At 64.9% G+C, this 20,745-nt stretch carries 21 protein-coding genes and 1 tRNA gene; 10 read left to right on the top strand and 12 right to left on the bottom strand.

From position 1 onward, the window contains the following. Window positions 1-176: 176 nt before the first annotated feature. The 3 genes from ACQE3M_RS12060 to ACQE3M_RS12050 form a co-directional block, all read right to left on the bottom strand. Entirely contained in the window at window positions 177-986 is an 810-nt protein-coding gene (locus ACQE3M_RS12060) for a hypothetical protein (protein WP_430505872.1), read from the bottom strand. Window positions 987-996: 10 nt separating this feature from the next. Then, window positions 997-1,863 (bottom strand): hypothetical protein, encoded by an 867-nt coding sequence (locus ACQE3M_RS12055; RefSeq protein ID WP_430505871.1) that lies wholly within the window; start codon window positions 1,861-1,863, stop codon window positions 997-999. A 133-nt stretch (window positions 1,864-1,996) separates the two neighbouring features. Continuing rightward, window positions 1,997-2,506, bottom strand: a complete 510-nt coding sequence (locus tag ACQE3M_RS12050) for a hypothetical protein (RefSeq protein WP_430505870.1) — start codon at window positions 2,504-2,506, stop codon at window positions 1,997-1,999. Between the two features lie 183 nt (window positions 2,507-2,689). Between ACQE3M_RS12050 and ACQE3M_RS12045 the strand changes: the two genes are divergently transcribed. Both ACQE3M_RS12045 and ACQE3M_RS12040 read left to right on the top strand, forming a co-directional pair. Then, entirely contained in the window at window positions 2,690-3,769 is a 1,080-nt protein-coding gene (locus ACQE3M_RS12045) for a M20 family metallopeptidase (protein ID WP_430505869.1), read from the top strand. Window positions 3,770-4,188: 419 nt separating this feature from the next. Beyond that, a complete protein-coding gene (locus ACQE3M_RS12040) occupies window positions 4,189-4,584 on the top strand; it encodes a DUF7342 family protein (protein ID WP_430505868.1) in 396 nt (131 codons plus the stop codon). Between the two features lie 659 nt (window positions 4,585-5,243). Here ACQE3M_RS12040 and ACQE3M_RS12035 read toward each other — a convergent pair. Then, window positions 5,244-5,318: transfer RNA gene (locus ACQE3M_RS12035), tRNA-Arg, on the bottom strand. A gap of 99 nt (window positions 5,319-5,417) precedes the next feature. Here ACQE3M_RS12035 and ACQE3M_RS12030 point away from each other — a divergent pair. The 3 genes from ACQE3M_RS12030 to ACQE3M_RS12020 all read left to right on the top strand — a co-directional run bounded on the left by ACQE3M_RS12030 (window position 5,418) and on the right by ACQE3M_RS12020 (window position 7,502). Continuing rightward, window positions 5,418-6,257: a geranylgeranylglycerol-phosphate geranylgeranyltransferase gene (locus ACQE3M_RS12030; protein ID WP_430505867.1), complete on the top strand. Its 840-nt coding sequence runs from the start codon at window positions 5,418-5,420 to the stop codon at window positions 6,255-6,257. A 152-nt stretch (window positions 6,258-6,409) separates the two neighbouring features. Further along, a complete protein-coding gene (locus tag ACQE3M_RS12025) occupies window positions 6,410-7,021 on the top strand; it encodes an RAD55 family ATPase (protein ID WP_430505866.1) in 612 nt (203 codons plus the stop codon). A 55-nt stretch (window positions 7,022-7,076) separates the two neighbouring features. Further along, the gene (locus ACQE3M_RS12020) at window positions 7,077-7,502 is read left to right on the top strand and encodes a CoA-binding protein (protein WP_430505865.1); all 426 of its coding nucleotides are present in this window, start codon (window positions 7,077-7,079) and stop codon (window positions 7,500-7,502) included. An 88-nt stretch (window positions 7,503-7,590) separates the two neighbouring features. Here ACQE3M_RS12020 and ACQE3M_RS12015 read toward each other — a convergent pair whose 3' ends face one another. Both ACQE3M_RS12015 and ACQE3M_RS12010 read right to left on the bottom strand, forming a co-directional pair. After that, window positions 7,591-8,571: a PLP-dependent cysteine synthase family protein gene (locus ACQE3M_RS12015; protein ID WP_430505864.1), complete on the bottom strand. Its 981-nt coding sequence runs from the start codon at window positions 8,569-8,571 to the stop codon at window positions 7,591-7,593. A 125-nt stretch (window positions 8,572-8,696) separates the two neighbouring features. Further along, window positions 8,697-8,981 carry a DUF5798 family protein gene (locus ACQE3M_RS12010; protein ID WP_430505863.1) on the bottom strand — a complete coding sequence of 95 codons (285 nt, stop codon included), beginning with the start codon at window positions 8,979-8,981 and terminating at the stop codon, window positions 8,697-8,699. A 118-nt stretch (window positions 8,982-9,099) separates the two neighbouring features. On the opposite strand from ACQE3M_RS12010, the gene surE reads away from it, so the two are divergent. After that, on the top strand, window positions 9,100-9,930 hold the full coding sequence (gene surE / locus ACQE3M_RS12005) for a 5'/3'-nucleotidase SurE (protein WP_430505862.1): 831 nt from the start codon (window positions 9,100-9,102) through the stop codon (window positions 9,928-9,930). A gap of 37 nt (window positions 9,931-9,967) precedes the next feature. Here the strand turns inward: surE and ACQE3M_RS12000 are convergent, their stop codons facing one another. Continuing rightward, complete coding sequence (locus ACQE3M_RS12000; RefSeq protein ID WP_430505861.1) at window positions 9,968-10,687, bottom strand: nucleotide exchange factor GrpE; 720 nt, start codon at window positions 10,685-10,687, stop codon at window positions 9,968-9,970. 115 nt (window positions 10,688-10,802) lie between these two features. Here ACQE3M_RS12000 and menD point away from each other — a divergent pair, with 115 nt between their 5' ends. The 4 genes from menD to ACQE3M_RS11980 all read left to right on the top strand — a co-directional run bounded on the left by menD (window position 10,803) and on the right by ACQE3M_RS11980 (window position 15,129). Next, a complete protein-coding gene (gene menD / locus ACQE3M_RS11995; RefSeq protein WP_430505860.1) occupies window positions 10,803-12,629 on the top strand; it encodes a 2-succinyl-5-enolpyruvyl-6-hydroxy-3-cyclohexene-1-carboxylic-acid synthase in 1,827 nt (608 codons plus the stop codon). Between the two features lie 93 nt (window positions 12,630-12,722). Continuing rightward, a complete protein-coding gene (locus ACQE3M_RS11990) occupies window positions 12,723-13,565 on the top strand; it encodes a hypothetical protein (protein ID WP_430505859.1) in 843 nt (280 codons plus the stop codon). Window positions 13,566-13,681: 116 nt separating this feature from the next. Further along, window positions 13,682-14,806: a pyridoxal phosphate-dependent aminotransferase gene (locus ACQE3M_RS11985; protein ID WP_430505858.1), complete on the top strand. Its 1,125-nt coding sequence runs from the start codon at window positions 13,682-13,684 to the stop codon at window positions 14,804-14,806. A 128-nt stretch (window positions 14,807-14,934) separates the two neighbouring features. After that, window positions 14,935-15,129, top strand: a complete 195-nt coding sequence (locus ACQE3M_RS11980) for a cold-shock protein (protein ID WP_430505857.1) — start codon at window positions 14,935-14,937, stop codon at window positions 15,127-15,129. Between the two features lie 234 nt (window positions 15,130-15,363). Here ACQE3M_RS11980 and ACQE3M_RS11975 read toward each other — a convergent pair whose 3' ends face one another. The 5 genes from ACQE3M_RS11975 to ACQE3M_RS11955 form a co-directional block, all read right to left on the bottom strand. Beyond that, window positions 15,364-16,104 (bottom strand): proteasome assembly chaperone family protein, encoded by a 741-nt coding sequence (locus tag ACQE3M_RS11975; RefSeq protein WP_430505856.1) that lies wholly within the window; start codon window positions 16,102-16,104, stop codon window positions 15,364-15,366. Between the two features lie 75 nt (window positions 16,105-16,179). Further along, complete coding sequence (locus ACQE3M_RS11970) at window positions 16,180-16,893, bottom strand: ABC transporter ATP-binding protein (protein ID WP_430505855.1); 714 nt, start codon at window positions 16,891-16,893, stop codon at window positions 16,180-16,182. 2 nt (window positions 16,894-16,895) lie between these two features. Next, window positions 16,896-17,732, bottom strand: a complete 837-nt coding sequence (locus ACQE3M_RS11965) for an ABC transporter permease (RefSeq protein WP_430505854.1) — start codon at window positions 17,730-17,732, stop codon at window positions 16,896-16,898. Then, complete coding sequence (locus tag ACQE3M_RS11960; protein WP_430505853.1) at window positions 17,732-18,712, bottom strand: substrate-binding domain-containing protein; 981 nt, start codon at window positions 18,710-18,712, stop codon at window positions 17,732-17,734. Before ACQE3M_RS11960 ends, ACQE3M_RS11965 begins: the two co-directional genes overlap by 1 nt. A 301-nt stretch (window positions 18,713-19,013) precedes the next feature. Further along, entirely contained in the window at window positions 19,014-20,201 is a 1,188-nt protein-coding gene (locus ACQE3M_RS11955) for a redox-regulated ATPase YchF (protein ID WP_430505852.1), read from the bottom strand. Window positions 20,202-20,745: the final 544 nt, after the last annotated feature.

The following is a 20,745-nucleotide window of genomic DNA, read 5'->3' as shown; positions in this document are numbered from 1 at the left end:
TGAACGACTTAAAGTTCGACTACGGCCAGGGGCTTCGAATGGGGTTGTTGACCCTTTCTGAGGTGGCACCTTCAGCGGCATCCCGAGGTGTGAATAGCTGGCTAGAACTCGTTATCTGTAGATTGTCCTCTTCAAATTTCTAATTGCGAACGAACTCAAACCACCCACAATAGCTGTTAGAGATAGTAATTGAGTAATGTGAGTCGGATGTATTCCGCCGTCTGGTCATCTACCTCGGGGTACGGTGCAGTGATGACTGCCTCATTACCACGGAATTCTATGGACCGCTCACCCTGTTCGTCCTTCAGCAACAGACTGGTCTCGAAACGTTGTTCCTGAATCCAGTCGTCGAGGGCCAAATCATTCTCCAGCATCCCGACCCTGAACCGACTTTCCGTAACTGACCTCACATTGAACTCGTCATCCATGCTCTCCCGAAGAAATTGCGCGAAGGTCCCGACGTCCATGAGTACGCCCTTGAGATTTCTAAAATCGAACTCAAATCGAATGTCCACGCCGATAGAATCCAGTTGCGCGTCAGCAACCGAGTTCACGTCTGAATGTGAGAACGAGCTGTTGTCCTGTATGAGGTCTATCGTAATCTCGAAAGGGTCGCTGTTGAGGTAGTCGACGGTCACGCTGGCCGTTGTCTCGTCTACCCAGTGGAATTCCTGAACTTCCGCCGCACCCTTGCTGCGCGAGACACTGCTTCTGATGGCTGATTCTACAGCCTCAGAAGCTTCGCTGACCGTACGACTGTCGGTTACATACGCACTGAACTCCAAGTCCGCCTTGATTTTCTTATACCGCGTTTGGTATGCCTTGACCTTCTTCTTGGCCTGTGAAATCCATCGATCAACGACTCGATCACCGATTAAGCGAGCGAACACCGAATTGAGGAAGGTTTTCACGACAAACAGCGCAATCGCCAGCAGAGAGATTCCCCCGACAAGTTCGAGAATCGACTGTTGTCCGGGGAACGGCATAGTGTGCTATTCAGTTTTGGTCGGCGAAGTCGTTTACCGTTGACTGGTCACCTGGTTCCGTGAAGTCAGTCACCGTCGATTGTTTTGAGATTTGTGGGAGAAGGTACTCTTGAATCAACGTAAGATAGGTCTCCAGCTCCATGTTAGAGTAGCTTCGAACCAGCGCATCCTCTGAGATACTGATGACCTTCTCGCCTTCGCCGATCTCCTGTGTTGCCATCATGTGAGTGCGCACCGATCCCCGTTTCTTTTCCTCCTGGTATTCCGGCTCGGATTGATAGCCACGACCAGAGATGTACTTCTTGTTTATCGAGGACTGAGGGAAGTCTTGAAATGTAGTGTTCAGGAGTTCTTCGGCGAGCTGGTCGGCAATGTGTTCGATGTCGTCTGAGCTGAGGTTGACCTCCAGAAGTGAGAGATCCAGGTTTCCGAGTTTCTCACGGATGATCTCGAGAACGTTTTCAACGAGGTTTCGTCCGGCAATCAGCACCATGTAGTAGTCATCACCGTCGCTAAAGGTGAGGAAGCGAACCGACTCGGTATCCAAGATCAAGACTCGATCATCTCGAAATACGACTGAACCGGTTTCGTCAAGCACGATATTCCCGGAGAGTGCTCTTAGGCTACCGTTCCCGACGATTTCCACGTCTTCGATGGTGGTGATGATTTTGATTTGGCCGTCTTTCTTGAATACATCCGGCTTAATCAGGTCATCATCTTCCTCGTACTCGGATGGTGGATCTAGGTGAATGGTTGTGCCGTCAAGTTGGTCGCGAAGGAACTCGAGACTGAGCGATCCTTGAGTGCTGGAGAGCCGATACACTTTGCCCGAATACGTAGAAGATTGCGTGAGGGGATTGTCCGGGGTCCCGACCATGTTTGTATACTCCCGAAGTGTAATTGGATGGTTATGAAGGTATGTGAGGGACTGACCTGTTTGCGTCAGGAATGGCCGGGGAAACCGCCGGTTGAAATGATGTAGGACTATGGTAGACCTGCATAAATTCCCACTATGGCCAAGGATCGTCGAATTGAGTGAAAACAGGTTCTTTCCGAAGCACAGCGTATTCGCTACTCCAATCACCCAAATAGTCGTACCAGACGTTTTCGAGCCCGGGAACTGGCGTCAGCTCATCGCAGCCGCCGATAGTTTCGAGGTGGCGTTCAGCAGCATCGCGAGTTGTGAATAGGCGTCTGGAACGAGTGGTACGTGGGTTGTGTTCGTCAGCGATGTACGCCAGCCAATGATGCTGGTTCTGCGCGTCGGCGAGTGTCATTTGCTTACTTTGGTTCTCAGTTGGCTGGTGGAGGCGAACCCGGACGTGCATGTTACTCCCGCTGGTATTGACGAATTCGAGTTCGCCAAAACGTAGCAGATCGCCGATTGCATCACTGATGTCGCTGCTGTCTGCGTCTACGTCCTCAACGATGCTTGCACTCGACACGGCTTGGCCATCTGGTGGTGACAACTCATCCAGGATTTGCCGATAGATAGCTCCCGTCTCCTCGTCTATTCCCATACAGGACTATTGACAAGGTGATACTTAATCAGTCCCACCGGCTCACCACCGGATTACCGACGAGAAAAGGCCCAAGTGCAGCTATCTCGCGCCAATCCTCCCGGAATAAAGCACCTGAATCATGGCAGACCGCCTTCCGTGCCTCCACGATTGGTTATTGTCTTCCAGTCAGAAAGACCATCTATGACCTTTGACCTCGATGAGTTCCACCGTCGGGCAGTTCAGATACCTTCCCATGAAGACGTCGCGGAAATGCGAGACCTCGTCGTCGAGACGCTCCAAAACGAAGGACACGAACCCGAAATTGACGAGACCGGGAACATAGTCGCTGTTCGTGGTACCACCGGAAACACCGGTACACACCTTGTTCTGAACACCCATATCGATACCGTCCCACCACATCAGCCATTCGAACGTGATGGCGACATCGTGCGAGGAAGAGGTGCATGCGACGCGAAAGGTCCGCTTGCAGCGATGCTTGATGCATTCCTCTCGGCTTCAATTGGGGACGGCCAATTGACACTGGCGATTACCCCGAACGAAGAAACCTCACAGCTCGGCGGCGCACATCTCGGCGACGAGCTATCGGCTGATGGATACATCGTAGGCGAACCAACAGGGCTCGACGTGTGCCCCGCTGCCAGGGGGAACTTTGGCGGCTACGTCACAATTTACGGCGAAAGTGCCCACGCTAGCGAGCCTAATTCTGGAACGAACCCGCTTCGCGCAATAGGAGCACTCATCGAGGCGCTTGAGGCGTATGACACGCAGTGCGGGCCGGGCGAACACGAATTACTCGGCAAATCTACGCTTGCACCGACGCGCGTTGAAGGAGGAGGGCCACTCAACCAAATCCCCTCGGAGTGTACTGTTAGCTTCGACCGCCGTACAGTCCCGCCAGAAACCATCGACGACTTCGTCGCTAGTCTTGAAGCATATCTCGACCAACGACTTCCGGGGGAGGTCGACTACGAAGTGGGTGCGGCCTACCCGGACAGCCCCAGTCCAGATGCGTTTGCTACTGAGCTTCAATCCGAGCTCGTACAGACACTCGCTACAGTCAGTGGTGGTGAGATTCGTCCGTTTGAGGCAGCGACTGAGGCATCGTACTTTGCTGATGACGCGCCGACGGTCGTGTTTGGTCCTGGTGTACTCGCTGACGAGGAAGGCCCGGTCGCGCACTCTAACCGTGAATACATCTCTCTATCAGCTATCGCGGATGCTGCGAGCGATCTTAGTGAAACTCTGGAAATACTGATGTAACGAACCCGGCTCAGAAGGACGTTTGCTGACTAACGCTGAATCGATTCTCGACTACTACATCAAGTTCGACTACGCCAGCCGCGAGCACGTCGTCTTGTATCTCGCGTAGTGAACAATAATGCGACGCGGTGCTATTCGAGCACTCAACGTCGAGGATCAAGCAGCCGCAATTGACCGACAGCAGGCAAGCAACTTTCCGGCGTCAGTAAGCCCGCACACCGTGCGTCGCGACGGTATTACGTATTGGCTACAGGAGGACGTGCCAAAGCCTGTTGTCAGCGATCGGGTGTACGTCTCAATCGACACGCGGGCTGACTACTACGACCAGCGCATCGAGCGGGAAATGATGGAACAGCGCCGCCAGTGCCTCGACGACAGCTAACCACGGTTTTATTCTCTTCTTTTGTGTACTCTGAACTATGGGGCGGACACAGTGGGAGGACGTAGCGTCCGATGACGAGCGCGTGGATACCGTCGTGCGCTCATTATCGCAACCGCGGTCGGCCGGTTGGATAGCTGATACAGCTTTCGTTCCCATAGAAACAGCACGTAAGCTCCTTTCGGAATTAGTCGATGCCGGCGTGGTGGAGATTGTCGACGACGGTAGTGAGAAGACGTACGCGCCTGACCCGGCCTACGAGCGCAATCAGGAGGTGCGGCGTCTGGCCGAAGAGCACAGCGGTGACGATCTCGCTCGTCTACGTCAAGAGTTAATCGAATGCGCTAGCCAGTCCGAAGGACAGGAGCGCCAGTTGATTGAATTTCGGCTTGAGCTTGTTAATGACGCAATCGATCGGCTCGACGGCCGCGATTAGGCCAAGGATGGAATCGCGCTCAGCGATGCGATCAGCATCGCCAGCCGGCATGACAGCCTTGACGCAACGGGCAATAGGGGCGCTCTCCGGGTGGTAGGTGAGGAACTTTATAAGACGACTCTTGTCTTGACCGCGATCGTCGTCATCGAAGCAGTCGAACGGCTCAAAGGGGGGTTCCACCCCCCATCTTGACGCGGATCCGAACCTGTCAGCCCCTCGAGTCGCTCGCTCGACATCAATCCCAACGAGATGAGATGCGACCGCGGACATGGCCGTGGACAGCATACTGGACGTGGCATTCCAGGCAGACGCCCGCTTCCTCAAGCACCGACCGCCGCGGATTGATACATCGCTCTTGGCAGCGGTCGCACTGGTATTCGACGAGGGCAGCGTCGAGATCAGTAGTGAGCGATCGGAGAATACGCTCGCGGAAGATCGTCTCAAGCGGCTCGTCGGATGCGGCCGACGATCTATCAAGCGACACGCGGACCACCTCCGAGGTTTGCGAACGTAATCGCTAGGCGCGCGCGGGGCGCGTTCCGAACCGTGATGGTATCAGAATATACCGGTCGTTGAGAAAATCGAATTCCGCCGAAAATGCCACGAAGAAGGCAGTTACTTACCGAACCGTGTTGTAACTGGTCCGGGTTAATTTCAAGTGGGCGCTGCAGGATTTGAACCCGCGACAGCCTGGTCCGAAGCCAGGTACTCTGTCCAAGCTGAGCTAAGCGCCCTGCATCCCACGGTACTCCATTCGCCCGCTTAAGTCCCGCGATTCGGACCCGCCCGCCGACTCCGCGCCTTTTAAGCGGGCGGCCGGAACACGCACTGGTATGACCCTGATGCGTCGCCTGCGTGGGTTCCTCGACCTCACTCGCCCCGGCAACGTCGTCGCTGCGGGGGTCCTCACGTTCACGGGGGCGTACGTCGCGGGCGGGGCGGTCGCGGTCGACGCGGTCGCGGTCGGCGCCGCGGTGGTGGCGACGATGTTCGCAACCGGCGCGGGCAACGCGATCAACGACTATTTCGACCGCGAGATCGACCGCGTGAACGACCCGGATCGCCCGATCCCCCGGGGCGCCGTCTCGCCGCGGGCCGCGCTCGCGTTCAGCGGGGCGCTGTTCCTGGGGGCGATGGGCTGTGCGCTGTTCCTCCCACTGACGGCGATCGCGATCGCCGTGTTCAACCTCCTGCTGCTGGTGGCGTACACGAAGCTGTTCAAGGGGGTCCCCGGCCTCGGCAACGTCGTCGTCGGCTTTCTGACGGGCTCGACGTTCCTCTTCGGGGGCGCGGCGGTCGGTGAACCCCTGGGCGCGGCGACGCTGTTCGTCCTCGCGGCGATCGCGACGCTCACCCGCGAGGTCGTCAAGGACGTCGAGGACCTCGCCGGCGACCGGGAGCAGGGGCTGAACACCCTCCCGATCGCCGTCGGCGAGGTGGCGGCGCTGCGGATCGGGCTGGCGGCGATGGTCGTCGCGGTGCTCGCGAGCGCCGTCCCGTACCTGCAGGGGACCTTCGGCGTCGCCTACCTCGCACTCGTGATCCCCGCGGATCTGGTGATGCTGCACGGGACGAAACGGGCGTTCGCCGACCCCTCGGCCGCCCAGCGCCGGATAAAAGCCGGAATGTTGCTTGCAGTCGTGGCATTTATCGTAGGGCGGACCGTCGCCTGAATGTGAGCGAATGCTTCGTGCGTTCGGATCACCCGATCAAAAAGCATAATATATGCACGAGGCATGGTTTCGACAGTTGAAGAGGCTGGGTTGGCGGGCACGACGGCAGTGGTCGTGTCCGCAGGCTGGCCGTAGAACGACGAGGCGCCCGCATGTATGACCTCACCCCACATCTCGACGCGGAGGTCGAGCCGGGAACGAATCTCCTCCTTACCGGGCCGCCACTGACGGGTAAACGCAGCCTCGCGCTCGACATCCTCGCCGACGGCACCCGCAACGGCAACGGAGCCATCGTCGTCACGACGAAGGACAGCGCCGACCGCATCCTGAAGGACTATAAAAAGCGCGTCGAGTACGAGGGCAACCCCGTCGCCGTCGTCGACTGCGTCACGCGCCAGCAGGGCGTCGGCGACGTCCGCGAGGACGACCGCATCAAGTACACGTCCTCCCCCGTCGACATGACGGGGATCGGTATCAAGCTCTCCGAGTTTCTCGAGGTGTTCTACCGCAACCAGGGGATCGAGCAGAACCGGATCATGCTCCACTCGCTGTCGACGCTGCTGATGTACTCGGACCTCCAGACAGTCTTCCGCTTCCTCCACGTGTTCACCGGGCGCATCCAGAGCGTCGACGGGCTCGGGCTGTTCTGTATCGACTCGACGGCCCACGACGACCAGACGATGAACACGCTCAAGCAGCTGTTCGACGGGATCGTCGAGACGAGCGAGGAGGGCGAGCCCAAGATCCGCCTCGCGAAATCGTAACGCGCGAGCCAGACCGGCGCGCAGCTTTTTGCGCCCTGCCCGTGTACAGCCACGTATGAGCGCCAGCGACGACCTCATGCGGGAGCTACTGGGCGCCGACACCATCGCTGTCGTCGGCTGCTCGACGACGCCCAGCAAGGCGGCCCACCAGATCCCGGCGTACCTCCAGCGACAGGGCTACCGGATCGTGCCGGTGAACCCCTTCGCGGAGGAGGTCCTCGGCGAGCCGGCCTACGACAGTCTCACTGATCTCCCGTACGACGTGGAGGTCGACGTGGTCGACGTCTTCCGCCCGAGCGACGAGGTGCCGGCCGTCGTCGACGACGCGCTCGAACGCCGGGACGAGGCCGGCGACGTCGGCGGGATCTGGCTCCAGCAGGGGATCCGTCACGACGAGTCCGCCGCGCGTGCCGAGGCCGCCGGTATCGCGGTCGTGCAGGACCGGTGTATGAAGGTCGAACACCAGCGACTGATCGACTGAGAACTGGATCGAGGAGCGCCGCCGAGCTGACGAGCCGATTCCGACAACGACCTCTCGATGGGGGAGCGCCTCAACGACGGCCCGATAGCTATCCTTCCCATTCCTCGAAGGAGCGGTAGACGCCCTTCGAGAGGTAGCGCTCGGAGGAGTCGGGGAAGACGGTGACGACGCTGTCGTAGGGCGCGTCGATCTCGCCGTCGCGGATGCGCTCGGCGACGTCGATCGCGGCGAGACTGTTGGCCGCGGCCGAGGAGGCGACGAGCTGGCCCTCCTCGGCGGCGAGCCGCTGCATCTCCGCGTGGGTGTCCTCGTCCGCGATCGTGTGGATCTCGTCGACGATCTCGGGATCGAAGAGGACGTTCGTCTCGATGTCGTGGGTACCGATCCCCTCGGTCTTGTACTCGCCTTCCGCGATCTCCTCGCCGAAGAACTCCCGGTAGGTCGACCCCTCGGGCTCGACGGCGCCGACGTAGGTGTCGGGGTGCTGCTCGCGCAGGAACTCGGCCATCCCCATCAGGGTGCCGCCGGTGCCCGTGCCGGCGACGACGGCGCCGACCTCGCCGTCGAGCGCCTCGTGAACTTCGGGGCCGGTGTGCTCGTAGTGGGCCTCCTTGTTCAGGGGGTTCTTGAACTGCTGGGGCACCGCGGCGTTGTCGAGCTCGCTTGCGAGCTCGTGGGCGCGCTCGATGGCGTAGCCCATCCCGTCCTCGCTCGGGGTGTTGATCACCTCCGCGCCGAGCGCGCGCATCAGCTGCTGCTTCTCGACGGAGAACCGCTCCGGCACGACGAAGACGGCCTCGAGGTCGAGCTGGCCGGCGGCGACGGCGATGCCGATGCCGGTGTTGCCGGCGGTCGGCTCGATGATGGTTCCGCCGGGGTCGACGTCGCCGCGCTCCAGCATCCGCTCGAGCATGTGCTTCCCGATGCGGTCCTTGATGCTCGCACCCGGGTTGAACGACTCGAGCTTCGCGTACACCGGCACCTCGTCCGGCGAGGCCTGCACGCGGACGAGGGGCGTTTCCCCGATCGTCTCCAGCACGGACGAGAGGGGGTCCCGATGGGTGGTCATATCCGGTAAAAGGGGTGGCGCTTTGTGTAGGTTTCCATCCGCAGCATTCGAACCGGAAGGTAGCCGACTCCAATCGATCTGACCTCCGGCAGCGACGTTCGACGCCGGAACCGGCCACCCGCTTCCTACTCCTCGCCGTCGCCCGCCGCCGACTCGTCCTGCTCGGCTTCCGCGATGTGGACGTCCGTGCTGACGTCCTCGCGGTCGACGCCGACCTCCTCGGCGATGGCGTCGAGGACGGCCCGCTGCTCGGCCATCTCGTTCTCCAGGCGCTGCACACGGGTCGCGGTGTCGGCGACCATCTCCTGGGTGTCGTCGACCTCCTCCCGGAGCTCCGTCAGCTTCTCGTAGGTCTGTTCGGCTTTCTCTGCGACCGTCTGGATCTTTTTTGCCGTGCCGCCGAGTCCCATACGTGCCAATACGCACCCGAGTATGTGTGCGTTTCCGTTGGCGAGGTCCGTGTCGAAGCGCCGTCGCGCACCGCGTCGCGGGCGGTGGGCTTTTGCCCCGACCTCCCCCATGACGGGTATGAGCGTCGAGCGGGTCCTCCTGACCAACGACGACGGGATTCACACGGTCGGCTTCCGTGCGCTGTATGACGCCCTGGCCGACGAGTACGAGGTCGTGGCGGTCGCGCCCGCCGACGACCAGAGCGCAGTCGGCCGGTCGCTCTCGAACGACGTGACGGTCCACGAGCACGAGCTGGGCTACGCAGTCGAGGGCACGCCCGCCGACTGCGTCGTCGCCGGACTGGGCGAGCTCTATCCCGAGGCCGACGCCGTCGTCTCCGGGTGTAACAAGGGGGCGAACCTCGGCCAGTACGTCCTGGGTCGCTCGGGCACCGTCTCCGCGGCCGTCGAGGGCGCGTTCTTCGACGTCCCCGCCATCGCAACGTCGCTGTACGTCCCCGGCGGCGACGACTGGTGGAAGCGCGACCTCGACCCCGGTCACTACCAGCACGCGGCGCACGCGACCCGGTACCTCCTCGACCACGCCGTCGACGCCGGCGTCTTCGAGGAAGCCGACTATCTGAACGTTAACGCGCCGATGGCGGACGGCGAGGCCGCGCCCCGGCCGGATGAGGGCATCGCGCCGATGGACGTGACGAAGCCCTCCACGCTGTACGAGATGGGGGCGACGCGCGACGGCGAGGACATCACCCTCCACGACCGCATCTGGGACCGCATGCGCGAGGGCGACGTGCCCGATCCCGAGGGGACCGACCGGCGCGCGATCGTCGACGGCCACGTCTCCGTCTCGCCGCTGACGGCGCCGCACACGACGGAGCTCCACGACGCGCTCGACGGGCTGGCGAGCGCGTACGACGACCTCGAACCGCCCGCGAGCGAAGCTCGCTGAAGGTCAAAAAGACGCGTCAACTGGCCGCGATTCCTCGCTACTCGCCGTCGCTAACGGTGACCTGCGCCTCGCGGACGATGCTGTCGCCCATCTCGTAGCCGGGCTGGTACAGCTCGGCGATGGTCCCCTCGGGCTGGTCGCTCTCGACGCGGAGCATCACCTGGTGGCGCGTCGGGTCGACCTCCTCGCCGGCTTCGGGCTCGATGGGCTCGACGTCCTCCTCGGCGAGGACGCGGTCGAACTCCTCCAGCGTCGACTCGACGCCGGGGCGGATGTCCGTCCCCTCCTCCTGTTCGAGCGCGCGGATCAGGTTGTCACGCACGTCGACGATCTGCTCGACGAAGTCCGCGGCCGCCCGCTCTTTGATCTGCTGGCGCTTCTTCTTCTGGCGCTGCTTGTAGTTCTGGAAGTCCGCCTGCTTGCGCTTCAGGCGCTCGGTGAGGTCGTCGATCTCGTCTTCCGCCTCCGCCAGTTCGTTCTCGAGCTCCGCAACGCGAGCCTCGAGCTCCGCGACGTCGGCCGCGACCGCCTCGTCGTGGTTCGCGACGCGCGCCGCGAGCCCGTCGTCGAGGGTCGGCTCAGTGTCGTCCGCCGTTTCCCCGTCGGCTTCGGCTGTTTCCGGATCTCCCGAGGGCTCGGCGCCCTCTTCGTCGGTTGCCGACACCGACTCGGTCGCCTCGGCGGACTCGTCCGGCTCCTCGGCGTCGGCGTCGTCGGCTGCTTCGACGTCGATCTCGACAGCGTCGTCCTCGCTCATACGGGATCGGAGGCCTTCGGCGGGCTTAAGACTTGCAGAACGCGAGGCCGCCGCGGGTCCACCCGGTCGGGTCGTTCCGACGGTTTATATGCCATCCCGGTACGAACCCTGGACAATGACCGCACCGAACCGGAACACGCTCTGGGCGCGGGCGCTCGTCGACGAGCTGGCGGCCGCCGGCGTCGACGCCGTCGTCGTCTCCCCGGGCAGCCGCTCGACGCCGCTGACGATGGCCGCCGCGCGCCACGAGGACGTCCACGTGTTCTCCCAGCTCGACGAGCGCTCGGCCGCCTTCTTCGCGCTCGGCCGCGCGCGACGCACGGGCGAGGTAACACCGCTGATCTGCACGTCCGGTACCGCGGCCGCAAACTACCACCCGGCCGTGGTCGAGGCGAACCAGAGTCGCGTGCCCCTGCTGTGTCTGACCGCCGACCGCCCGCCGGAGCTCCGCGACTCCGGCGCGAACCAGACCATCGACCAGGAGAAGCTCTTCGGCGATGCCGTCCGATTTTATAAAGACCTCCCGGAACCGGCGGCCGACGACCGGAAGCTTCGGTCGCTCCGCACGACGGTCGCGGGGGCCCTCGCCGCCGCGGAGGGCGCCGACGCCGGCCCGGTTCACCTCAACGTCCCGTTCAGCAAGCCGCTGGAGCCGACGCGCGTGCCCGGCGACGTCCCCGAGGACCTCGCGAGCGAGGCCGAGCACGGCCGCGACGGGGCCTACGTCTCGCGCAACGCCGGCGTCCCGGAGCTCGACGACCGGAGCCTCCGCGAGCTCGCACGGGGCCTCGACGTCGACCGCGGGCTCATCGTCGCCGGCCCGGCAGACCCGCCGGGGCTCGACCCCGAGGCCGTCACGGCCCTGTCGCACGCGACGGGCTTCCCCATCCTCGCGGACCCGCTTTCCGGCGTCCGGTTCGGCGGCCATACCCGGGTCGCGCCCGTGATCGGCGGCTACGACGCCTACCTCTCCGCCGACGTGGCCGAGGACGACGACTGGGCCGACCCCGAGGCCGTCCTCCGGCTCGGCGCGTCGCCGACCTCCAAGCGGCTCCGGAAGTACCTCGCCGCGACCGACGCGCGCCAGTACGTCGTCGACCCGACCGGCCGCTGGCGGGAGGCCGAGTTCGCGGCGACGGACCTCGTCGTCGCCGAGCCCTCGCGGCTCTGCGGCCGGCTCTCCCAGCTCGTCGCGGGCGGCAGCAGCTCGGGTGCCTGGCAGCGCCAGTGGACGGACGCCGACGAGGTCGCGTTCGACGTCCTCGAGGAGTCGGCCAAGGCCGAGGAGGCGCCCGAAGAAGCGCCCTTCCCTGAGGAAGGGGCGTTCCCCGAGGGGCGCGTCCTCCAGACGGTCGCCGAGGAGCTGCCGGACCCCGCCACGCTGTTCGTCTCGAACTCGATGCCGGTCCGCGACCTCGACCGGTTCGCGGCGCCGTCGACGACGAGCGTGACCGCGCTCGGCAACCGCGGCGCCTCCGGCATCGACGGGATCACCTCGACTGCGCTCGGGGCCGGCTCGGCGACGACCGACGACCTCACGCTCGTTACCGGCGACCTGGCCTACTACCACGACATGAACGGCCTGCTCGCGCTCGATCGCTGTGACGTCGACGCGACGATCGTCCTGATCAACAACGACGGCGGCGGGATCTTCCACAAGCTCCCGGTCGAGGAGTTCGAGCCGCCGTTCACGGAGCAGTTCAAGACCCCACACGGCCTCGACTTCGAGCCGACCGGCGAGCTGTACGACATCGACTTCACGAGAGTCGACGCCCGCGAGCAGGCCGACCCGGCAGCGACCCAAGAGCTGCGGGAGCGATACCGTGAGGCCCGCGACAGTGAAGGCAGCCACGTGATCGAGGTCCTGACTGACGCCGAGGCGAGCCATCGAACCCGGGAAGCGCTCCGGGACGAGGTCGTCGACCACGTTCGCGGCGAGTAGGCCGACGATCGGCGAGGAGCGTCGGCCGCCTGCCGGCACAGCGGGACAATCCCTAAGCCGTCCCCCGCTCAATCCCACGTACAGCCACGCTCGATGAAGGAGTTCCCCGACCTCCCCGCGGTGTCGAACGCGCCCGACGAGCTCTTCGCGGACGGTCACCTCTGGGTGCAGGAGCTCGTAGACGGCGTCCCGTTCCGGTTCCGGGTGCTCGAGTCGGGGCTCCTCCAGTTCGGCGACGCCGACGCGACCTTCGACCCCGGCACCGTCCCGCTGCGGCTCAGGTCCGCCGCCCGCCACGTTCGCGAGCACCTCGACCGCGAGGCGCTCCGGCCCGCAAGCCAGGACGTCGAGTCGGTCGTCTTCTTCGGCGTCGCCGTCGAACCCCACCGCGTCGACTACGACTGGGCGACGACGCCCGCCTTCGTCGGGACCGACGTCTGGCGGGACGACGGCGGCGGCTTCGTTCCGCCGGATGCAGTCGAGCGCGTGTACGAGCGTCTCGGACTCACGCCGGTCCCGACCGTCGAGAAGGAGATACGCGCACGCGACGTCGACCCCGAGGGCTACGGGATTCCGCAATCGAGGTGGGCCAACCAGCCGGCTGCCGGCGTCGTCTTCCGCGACAAGACCGGCCATCGCGCGAAAGTTCGAACCGACGAGCTCGACTCGTCCAGTGAGGGGGCCTCGGCCGGACTGTCCCCGGCGGAGCTCATCGCCGACCACGTCACCGACGCGTGGCTCGACGACCTCGTCGCGGTCCACGACGTCGGGCTCGAGCAGGTCGAGTTCGACGAGCTCGCTCGCCTCGTCGTCGACAGGCTCGTCTGGGAACACGCCGACGAGCTCCGGGACGACGTCGCGTCCGTGGACGAAGCGGCCTTCAGGTCGGCCGTAAACGACCGGATCGAGCCGTACCTGCGCGACGCTCGTCCCTGAATCGGGAGCGCGCACTCTCGGTCGGTGCCATCACCGCCCGTCGCTGGCGACCCGTAGCGAACTCTTCACGACCGGACGTAACAAGACCTAACTAATCGCGGTACTCTCCCACAGTCATGACGGAGTTCTCCGACCGCGTCGAGCGGATCTCCATCAGCGGGATCCGCGAGGTATTCGAAGCCGCCAGCGAGGACGACATCAACCTCGGGCTGGGCCAGCCCGACTTCCCGACGCCCGACCACGCCCGCGAGGCGGCCGTCGAGGCGATCCGCGCCGGCGAAGCCGACGCCTACACCGAGAACCGCGGGATCCTCGCGCTCCGCGAGGCCATCGCGGAGAAACACGAGCGCGACCAGGGGATCGACGTCCACCCCGACGACGTCATCGCGACGGCCGGGGGGAGCGAGGCGCTCCACATCGCGCTGGAGGCCCACGTCGACGCGGGCGACGAGGTCATCATCCCGGACCCCGGCTTCGTCTCCTACGACGCGCTGACGAAGCTGACGGGCGCGACGCCCGTGCCGGTCCCCGTCCGCGACGACCTCACTATCGACCCCGCCGCGATCGAGGACGCCATCACCGAGGACACGAAGGCGTTCATCGTGAACTCGCCGGGGAACCCGACCGGTGCCGTCTCGCCCGGCGAGGACGTCAAGGAGTTCGCGCGCATCGCGAAGGAGCACGACGTGCTCTGCATCTCCGACGAGGTGTACGAGTACACGGTGTTCGAGGGGCAACACCACTCCCCGATGGAGTTCGAGAACGGCGGCAACGTCGTCCTCGTCAACTCCGCCTCGAAGCTGTTCTCGATGACCGGCTGGCGCGTCGGCTGGGTGACGGCCACCTCCGAGCGCGTCGACCGCATGCTCCGCGTGCACCAGTACGCGCAGGCCTGCACCTCCGCGCCCGCGCAGTTCGCGGCCGAAGCAGCCCTGACGGGCGACATGACCATCCCGGCCGACATGACGGAGTCGTTCGAGCGCCGGCGTGACCTCCTGCTCTCCGGGCTCGAGGCCGCCGGCATCGACTGCCCGAAGCCCAAGGGCGCCTTCTACGCGATGCCCGAGGTCCCCGAGGGCTTCGTGGAGGAGTGTCTCGACCGCGGCGTCGTCGTCGTCCCCGGCGAGGCGTTCGGCGAGCAGGGGAAGGGTCGCGTCCGGATCTCGTACGCGACGGACGAGGCCGAGCTGCGGAAGGCCATCGAGATCATGCAGGACGCCTACGAGGCGGTCAGCGAGTAGCCACGCGGGCCCAGACTGCCGAAACCCCGTCCGTTGGCTGCACGACGGTTCAAATTCGTTCAATCGAAGGCCGTGGTACCGTGACTCGCGGAAGCCTTATCCCGGTATCGACCCTACGTTTGTTTGCAATGGCAAACGGTAAGGTTGATTTCTTCAACGACACGGGCGGTTACGGTTTCATTTCGACTGAGGACGCTGACGATGACGTTTTCTTCCACATGGAGGACATCGGCGGGCCGGACCTCGAAGAAGGACAGGAAGTTGAGTTCGAGATCGAAGAGGCGGACAAGGGTCCGCGCGCGACGAACCTCGTCCGCAACTAAATTAGTCACACCGTCGCCTCACGGCGACAGTTGACGAACTTTTCATTTTAGTACCAACACTCGACCAGCGGTAGCTTCGTTCCTGCACCTCGGCGGCGCCGGAAAGCCCGAGCTACGCGAACAGTGCCGCAAGCCCGTCGGTCGACAGCGGACGCTTCCTTCGACATCCGCCAGGGTCGCCCCCGCGGAACGTGCGCTTTTCGGGACCGGAGATCGACGGTGCAGGCCCCGTCGCTACTGGTACATCCCGCGGGTGGAGACCCCCTGGCTCTCCTCGGTCGCCTGCTGGAGTCGCTGCATCAGCTCCTCGCGCTGCTCCCGGATCTGTTCGGCCTCCTCGACGAGACGCTTGGTGTCGACGTCGATGTCGGCGATCGGCTCGATCCCCTTGTCGATCAGCGTTTTGGCACCCAGTGGGTCCGGGAACCGCGGGTCCGACTCCACCATGAGGCCGACGGCGTCGACGTCTCGCTCCTTCGCACCGAAGAGGAACGCGCCACCGGGTCCCTGGATGAGCCCGTTGCTCCTCGGCGGGGCCACGTTGGCGTCGTCGAGCCGGCCGGCAGCCTCGCCGGTCGCGAGGCCGTGGATATCGGACTCCTTGCCGGGTTCGGTCTCGGCGGCGACGCCCGACAGGTAGATCGGCAGGACGCCGTTCTCCTCGACCCACTCGGTGAACGTAGTGACGAACGGGCCGCCCTGTACGACCTCGAACGGGATCGCGCTCTGGAGCACCATCACGTCCGTCTCGGGGTCGGCGAACAGCCGGACGGCCGACTTCACGCCACGGTCGTCGCCGTCGAACATCACTGCCGTCGGCGGCCCCTCGAAGACGACCTCGCCGTACTCGACCATGTCCAGTTGCTCGACGACGTGGTCCGCGGCGATCTTGCCGACGAGGCCGACTCCCGGCATGCCTTCGATGAGAACGGGTTCGTCGAGCGAGACGTCGTCGCGTGTGCGGATCTCCACCATGGACACGGCTTCGACGGCCGGTTAGAAAGAGGTTCTGGCGACGGCGACCACCAGCGTTCGACCAACGTCGGACCCCTACAGCCCGAGCGCGTCCGTGATCTCCGACCGGACCGCCTGCAACCGCTCGTCGGTGCGGTCCCGGGGGCGATCGAGGTCGACGTCGACGTTCGCGACGACGGTGCCGGGCTGGCCGCCGAGCACGACCACGCGGTCGGCGAGGTACGCCGCCTCCTCCACGTCGTGCGTGACGAGCACGATCGTCGCGTCGACGTCACTCCAGACGTCGAGGAGGAACTCCTGCTGTTCGACCTTCGTCAGCGCGTCGAGCGCCGAGAACGGCTCGTCGAGCAGCATGACGGACGGCCGGTAGGCGAGCCCCCGGGCGAGCGCGACCCGCTGGGCCATTCCCCCGGAGAGCTCGCCCGGGAGCGCCTCGGCGAAGTCACCGAGACCGACCTGTTCGATCAGGTCGTCGACCGCCCCGTCGTCCGGGTCCCCGTCGAACCCGAGCCGCACGTTCTCCCGGACGGTCGCCCACGGGAGGAGCCGCGGGTCCTGAAACACGACGCCGACGTCGTCGCTGCCGCCGGCCTCGATCGGCGTGCCCGCGACCGTTGCCCGCCCGTCGTAACCGGGTTCGAGTCCGGCGACGACGCGGAGGAGCGTGCTCTTCCCGCAGCCGGACGGCCCGACGACCGCGACGAACTCGCCGTCGTCGGCCGCGAAGTCGACGTCCCGGAGCGCGACCGTGTCGTCGTACCGTTTGGTGAGCTGGTGTACCTCGAGCATGATCAGGTCCAGTAGACGACGCGCTTCTCGATCGCTTTCACGCCCAGGTCCGAGAGGTTCCCGAAGAACGCGAAGAGGAGAATGGAGGAGACGATGACGTCGGGACGTGCCAGCACGCGCCCGTCGCTCAGCAGGAACCCGATCCCTTCGCTCGCGGCGATGAGCTCGGCGGCGACGACGAACATCCAGGCGAGGCCGACGCCGCCACGGATCCCGACGAGCAGCGCCGGCAACGCGGCCGGGAAGACGACCTTCCGGAGCGCGGCCAGTCGACCGACGTCGTACACCTCGACGACCTCGAGCAGCTCGTCGTCGACGTCCCGGATCCCCGTCGAGAGGTTGAGGTACACGGGGAAGAACGCGCCCAGCGCGATCAGGGTCACCTTCGCGAACTCGCCGACGCCGAACCACAGCAGGAACAGCGGCACCCACGCCAGCGAGGGGATGTTCTTCATGCTCTGGAGCAGCGGGTCGAGGAGGTCGTTCGCCAGCGGGAACAGTCCCGTGAGGATTCCGAAGCCGATGCCGACCGTCACGCCGAGGACGACGCCGACGGCGACGCGCTGAACCGTGATCGACACGTGGCCGAGCAGCTCGCCGCTCGCGGTCATCGCGACGAGGGTCTCGACGACGCTCGCGGGCAGCGGGAGCTGGTGCTGGGCGAAGACGCCGGTGACGACGAGCGCGTGCCAGGCAACCACCACCAGGGCCGGCACGACGAACCCGACCACCCAGCGGAACGAGTTTGCAGTGACCAGGGGGCCATCGCCCAGCAGGTTGTCGGCGAGGCCGGCGCCGCTCTCGTCCCCGGCCGTCTCGGTATCGTCCAGGGTTGCCATCACTCGATCACCGGCGCGGCCGTCTCGGAGTCGATCAGCTCGTCGATGGCGGCCTGGAGGTCCGTCCCCTCGTCGACCATGCCCTCCTCGTGGAGGATGGGCGCGAGGTCACTCAGGAGCTCGCGGTGTTCCTCGCCCGGCAGCGGGTTCGAGAGGTCGTTGCGGTCGACGAACACCTTCTCGGCGACGTCCTGGGACATCTCGGACTCCGCGGCGAGGATGCCCGCCGTCTCCTGGGGATTGTCGATCGCCCACGTCCGGCCGCGTTCGTACGTCTCCAGCACGCGGCGGACGTCCTCGGGATGCTCTTCGAGGAAGCCGTCCAGCACGTTGAGGAAGCCGTACGTGTTGAAGCCGGGATTCCGGTAGAACAGGTTCACGTCGCGCTCGAGCTCCAGCTCCGCCATGTGGGGATCGAGGCCGGCCCAGGCGTCGACGTCGCCCTGTACGAGCGCCGACTGCCCCTCCGGATGCTGGAGGTGGACGACCTCGATGTCGTCCTCGGACAGGCCCGCCTCGTCCAGCGCCTGCAGGAGGAAGAAGTGCGGGTCCGTGCCGCGGGTCGCGGCGACGGACTTGCCCTCGAGGTCGGCGACCTCGGTGATCCCGGAGCCGGACTTCGACACGAGCGCCGTCCACTCCGGCTTGGAGTAGATGTACGGCGTCCGGATCGGCACGCCGTTCGACCGGGCCATCAGCGCCGCGATGCCCGCGGTCGAGGCGAACTCCGCTTCCCCGCTCTGGGAGTACTCGTTGGCCTCGTTGCTACCGAGGCTCAGCACCCACTCGATCTCCGCGTCGTCGTCCGCGAACTCGTCCTCGAGCCAGCCCTTCTCGCGCAGAACGAGGCTGACCGGGTTGTAGTACGCCCAGTCGACCGTTATCGTCCGGCCATCCGAGCCACCGCTCGCGATGCAGCCCGCCGTGAGTCCCGCGGTGACCGCCGCGCCCGTCGCGCCGATGAAGTCTCGTCGGTCCATGTATCTTCCTGTCCCCGCCGCATCCCCTAATAAAGATGTATAGGGAACATATTCGGTTGCACCTATGATGCAATCTAGTAATATTTGGTGGAGTGGTCTCGGCAAGATGTGCTGCAATCGGCCGATGAACCGGAAGAGACGGCCACTCCGAGGGTCACGTGTGAGGCGATGGCACAACCCGGCTCGAAGCTGCTCCGTGCTCGATACCGGAGAGTGTTGCGAGACGGTGGATGCCCCTCGGCTGCGGATCCGAACGGAGGGGGAGTATCCCGGGGGTTCGGAACCCGATGCACCTGGCTCCTTACGGGCCAGCTGTCGAGACGATCTTGATTACGTCGCCCTCGGAGAGCTCGTAGTCGTCGGAGATCCGGCGGTTCGAACGGGCGTCGATCGCGTGCAGGTACTCCTCGCCGATGTCGGTGTGGACCGCGTACGCCAGGTCCGAGGGCGTCGACCCCTGCGGCAGGAGGAACGCGTCCGGGAGGACGTTCCCGCGCGCGTCCGTCCACTTGGAGGCGTCCTGCACGGGGTAAGCGGTGAAGTGGTCGAGCAGGTCGTAGACGGCCTCGTCCAGCGCGCGCTGGACGCCCGTCCCGTCGTACTCGGCCATCACCTCGCGGATCGACTCGAGCCCCTCGCGCTGGGCGTCGGAGACGTCGCCGACGATTTCGAAGTCCGCGTCGCCCGGGTCGTAGTCGATGACGCCCGCCTCGTCGCCCTGGCGGAGCCCGAGTTCGCCGTCCGCCGTCGCCGGGATGACCGGCTTGTCCGTCTCCTCCCGTAAGCGCTCGACGTTGCCCTCGGGGGCAACGTCGGCCTTGTTCGCAACGACCACGATGGGTTTCGTCCGCCGGCGGAGGTCGCGCGCGAGCGCCTCCCGGTGCTCGTCCTCCCAGTGTTCCGGGTCCTCGGGGTACTCGACGTTGCGGAGGGTCTTCGTCACCTCGGCCTCGGTCGCGCCGACGCCGGTGAGCATCTCCGTCAGCGCCTCGTCCATGTCGAACTCGGGCGAGCGGGACTTGCGTTCGAGGCTCTCCCAGTTGTCGTCGACGATCCCCGCGAGCCAGAGGTCCATCTCCTCCTCGATGAAGTCGACGTCCTCCAGCGGGTCGTGCTCGCCGAGGCCGACCGGTTCGCCCTCCTCGTCGGTGCCGCCGGAGGCGTCGACGACGTTGAGGATGACGTCCGCGTTCGTCAGCTGGTCGAGGAACTGGTTGCCGAGGCCCTTCCCCTCGTGGGCGCCCGGGACCAGTCCGGCGACGTCGAGGAGTTCGACCGGGACGTAGCGCTTCCCGTCGTGGCAGTTCTCGTTGCCGCAGCGCTCCTCGCGGTCGAGACAGGGACACTCCGTCCGGACGTGCGTCACGCCGCGGTTGGCGTCGATCGTTGTGAACGGGTAGTTCGCCACGTCGACGTCGGCCATCGTCGCGGCCGTGTAGAAGGTGGACTTGCCCGCGTTCGGCTTCCCGGCGAGCGCGACCGTGATCATACAGGATGCTCTACTGGGCGGGAAAAGCGCCTTTCGGTCCATTCGTGGTCTGCGCCGTTTGGATCGGTGTGGATCCTGGCGCAAAAAGAGAGCTTGACCGCTCGATACACGTGGGATTGGTCAGGTGATTCGGTTTTGTTCTTGACGGCACGGCAGACACCCCGAAAGCCCTCGGCCACTCGCAATGCGTGGGTTTGGACAGGTGATACGGACTTGCTCTTGACAGCAACGCAAACTCCCAGAAAGCCCTCGGCCGCTCGCGGTCGCTGAGCGACATATCCACGGCTCTCCGCACCGCCCGCCGTGGATAGTGATCGACTCAGCGACTCCCCTTCGGCGCGACCGGCCGTCGCCGTTTCACTCCGCCAGGACCGCGACCGCAACGGCATCCGCACCGCGACCGCCCACCAACCGCAGTCCCTCAGTCCTCCCCAGCCTCCGGCGGGGCGCGCCGGTACCGCAACGCACCGCTCGGCGCGCCCCGCCCTCCCTCGCACGCGTTTCTCGCGCGCGCCACCGCATCGCGCCGCGACCGCCCAGCAGC

The organism is Halosubterraneus shenae (assembly GCF_050510935.1).
In the GTDB taxonomy this organism is placed as follows: Archaea; Halobacteriota; Halobacteria; order Halobacteriales; family Haloferacaceae; genus JBDGPU01.
This window is presented reverse-complemented; position numbering and strand designations above follow the sequence as displayed.

What these genes read in the sequence shown, in the direction of transcription:
- ACQE3M_RS11960 (WP_430505853.1), bottom strand. Translation starts at nt 18,712, where the DNA reads ATGGACCGACGAGACTTCATCGGCGCGACGGGCGCGGCGGTCACCGCG.
- ACQE3M_RS12045 (WP_430505869.1), top strand. Translation starts at nt 2,690, where the DNA reads ATGACCTTTGACCTCGATGAGTTCCACCGTCGGGCAGTTCAGATACCT.
- ACQE3M_RS11965 (WP_430505854.1), bottom strand. Translation starts at nt 17,732, where the DNA reads ATGGCAACCCTGGACGATACCGAGACGGCCGGGGACGAGAGCGGCGCC.
- ACQE3M_RS12020 (WP_430505865.1), top strand. Translation starts at nt 7,077, where the DNA reads ATGAGCGCCAGCGACGACCTCATGCGGGAGCTACTGGGCGCCGACACC.
- ACQE3M_RS12060 (WP_430505872.1), bottom strand. Translation starts at nt 986, where the DNA reads ATGCCGTTCCCCGGACAACAGTCGATTCTCGAACTTGTCGGGGGAATC.
- ACQE3M_RS11955 (WP_430505852.1), bottom strand. Translation starts at nt 20,201, where the DNA reads ATGATCACGGTCGCGCTCGCCGGGAAGCCGAACGCGGGCAAGTCCACC.
- ACQE3M_RS12050 (WP_430505870.1), bottom strand. Translation starts at nt 2,506, where the DNA reads ATGGGAATAGACGAGGAGACGGGAGCTATCTATCGGCAAATCCTGGAT.
- menD (WP_430505860.1), top strand. Translation starts at nt 10,803, where the DNA reads ATGACCGCACCGAACCGGAACACGCTCTGGGCGCGGGCGCTCGTCGAC.
- ACQE3M_RS12025 (WP_430505866.1), top strand. Translation starts at nt 6,410, where the DNA reads ATGTATGACCTCACCCCACATCTCGACGCGGAGGTCGAGCCGGGAACG.
- ACQE3M_RS11980 (WP_430505857.1), top strand. Translation starts at nt 14,935, where the DNA reads ATGGCAAACGGTAAGGTTGATTTCTTCAACGACACGGGCGGTTACGGT.
- ACQE3M_RS12015 (WP_430505864.1), bottom strand. Translation starts at nt 8,571, where the DNA reads ATGACCACCCATCGGGACCCCCTCTCGTCCGTGCTGGAGACGATCGGG.
- surE (WP_430505862.1), top strand. Translation starts at nt 9,100, where the DNA reads ATGAGCGTCGAGCGGGTCCTCCTGACCAACGACGACGGGATTCACACG.
- ACQE3M_RS12040 (WP_430505868.1), top strand. Translation starts at nt 4,189, where the DNA reads ATGGGGCGGACACAGTGGGAGGACGTAGCGTCCGATGACGAGCGCGTG.
- ACQE3M_RS11990 (WP_430505859.1), top strand. Translation starts at nt 12,723, where the DNA reads ATGAAGGAGTTCCCCGACCTCCCCGCGGTGTCGAACGCGCCCGACGAG.
- ACQE3M_RS12055 (WP_430505871.1), bottom strand. Translation starts at nt 1,863, where the DNA reads ATGGTCGGGACCCCGGACAATCCCCTCACGCAATCTTCTACGTATTCG.
- ACQE3M_RS12000 (WP_430505861.1), bottom strand. Translation starts at nt 10,687, where the DNA reads ATGAGCGAGGACGACGCTGTCGAGATCGACGTCGAAGCAGCCGACGAC.
- ACQE3M_RS11975 (WP_430505856.1), bottom strand. Translation starts at nt 16,104, where the DNA reads ATGGTGGAGATCCGCACACGCGACGACGTCTCGCTCGACGAACCCGTT.
- ACQE3M_RS12010 (WP_430505863.1), bottom strand. Translation starts at nt 8,981, where the DNA reads ATGGGACTCGGCGGCACGGCAAAAAAGATCCAGACGGTCGCAGAGAAA.
- ACQE3M_RS12030 (WP_430505867.1), top strand. Translation starts at nt 5,418, where the DNA reads ATGACCCTGATGCGTCGCCTGCGTGGGTTCCTCGACCTCACTCGCCCC.
- ACQE3M_RS11970 (WP_430505855.1), bottom strand. Translation starts at nt 16,893, where the DNA reads ATGCTCGAGGTACACCAGCTCACCAAACGGTACGACGACACGGTCGCG.
- ACQE3M_RS11985 (WP_430505858.1), top strand. Translation starts at nt 13,682, where the DNA reads ATGACGGAGTTCTCCGACCGCGTCGAGCGGATCTCCATCAGCGGGATC.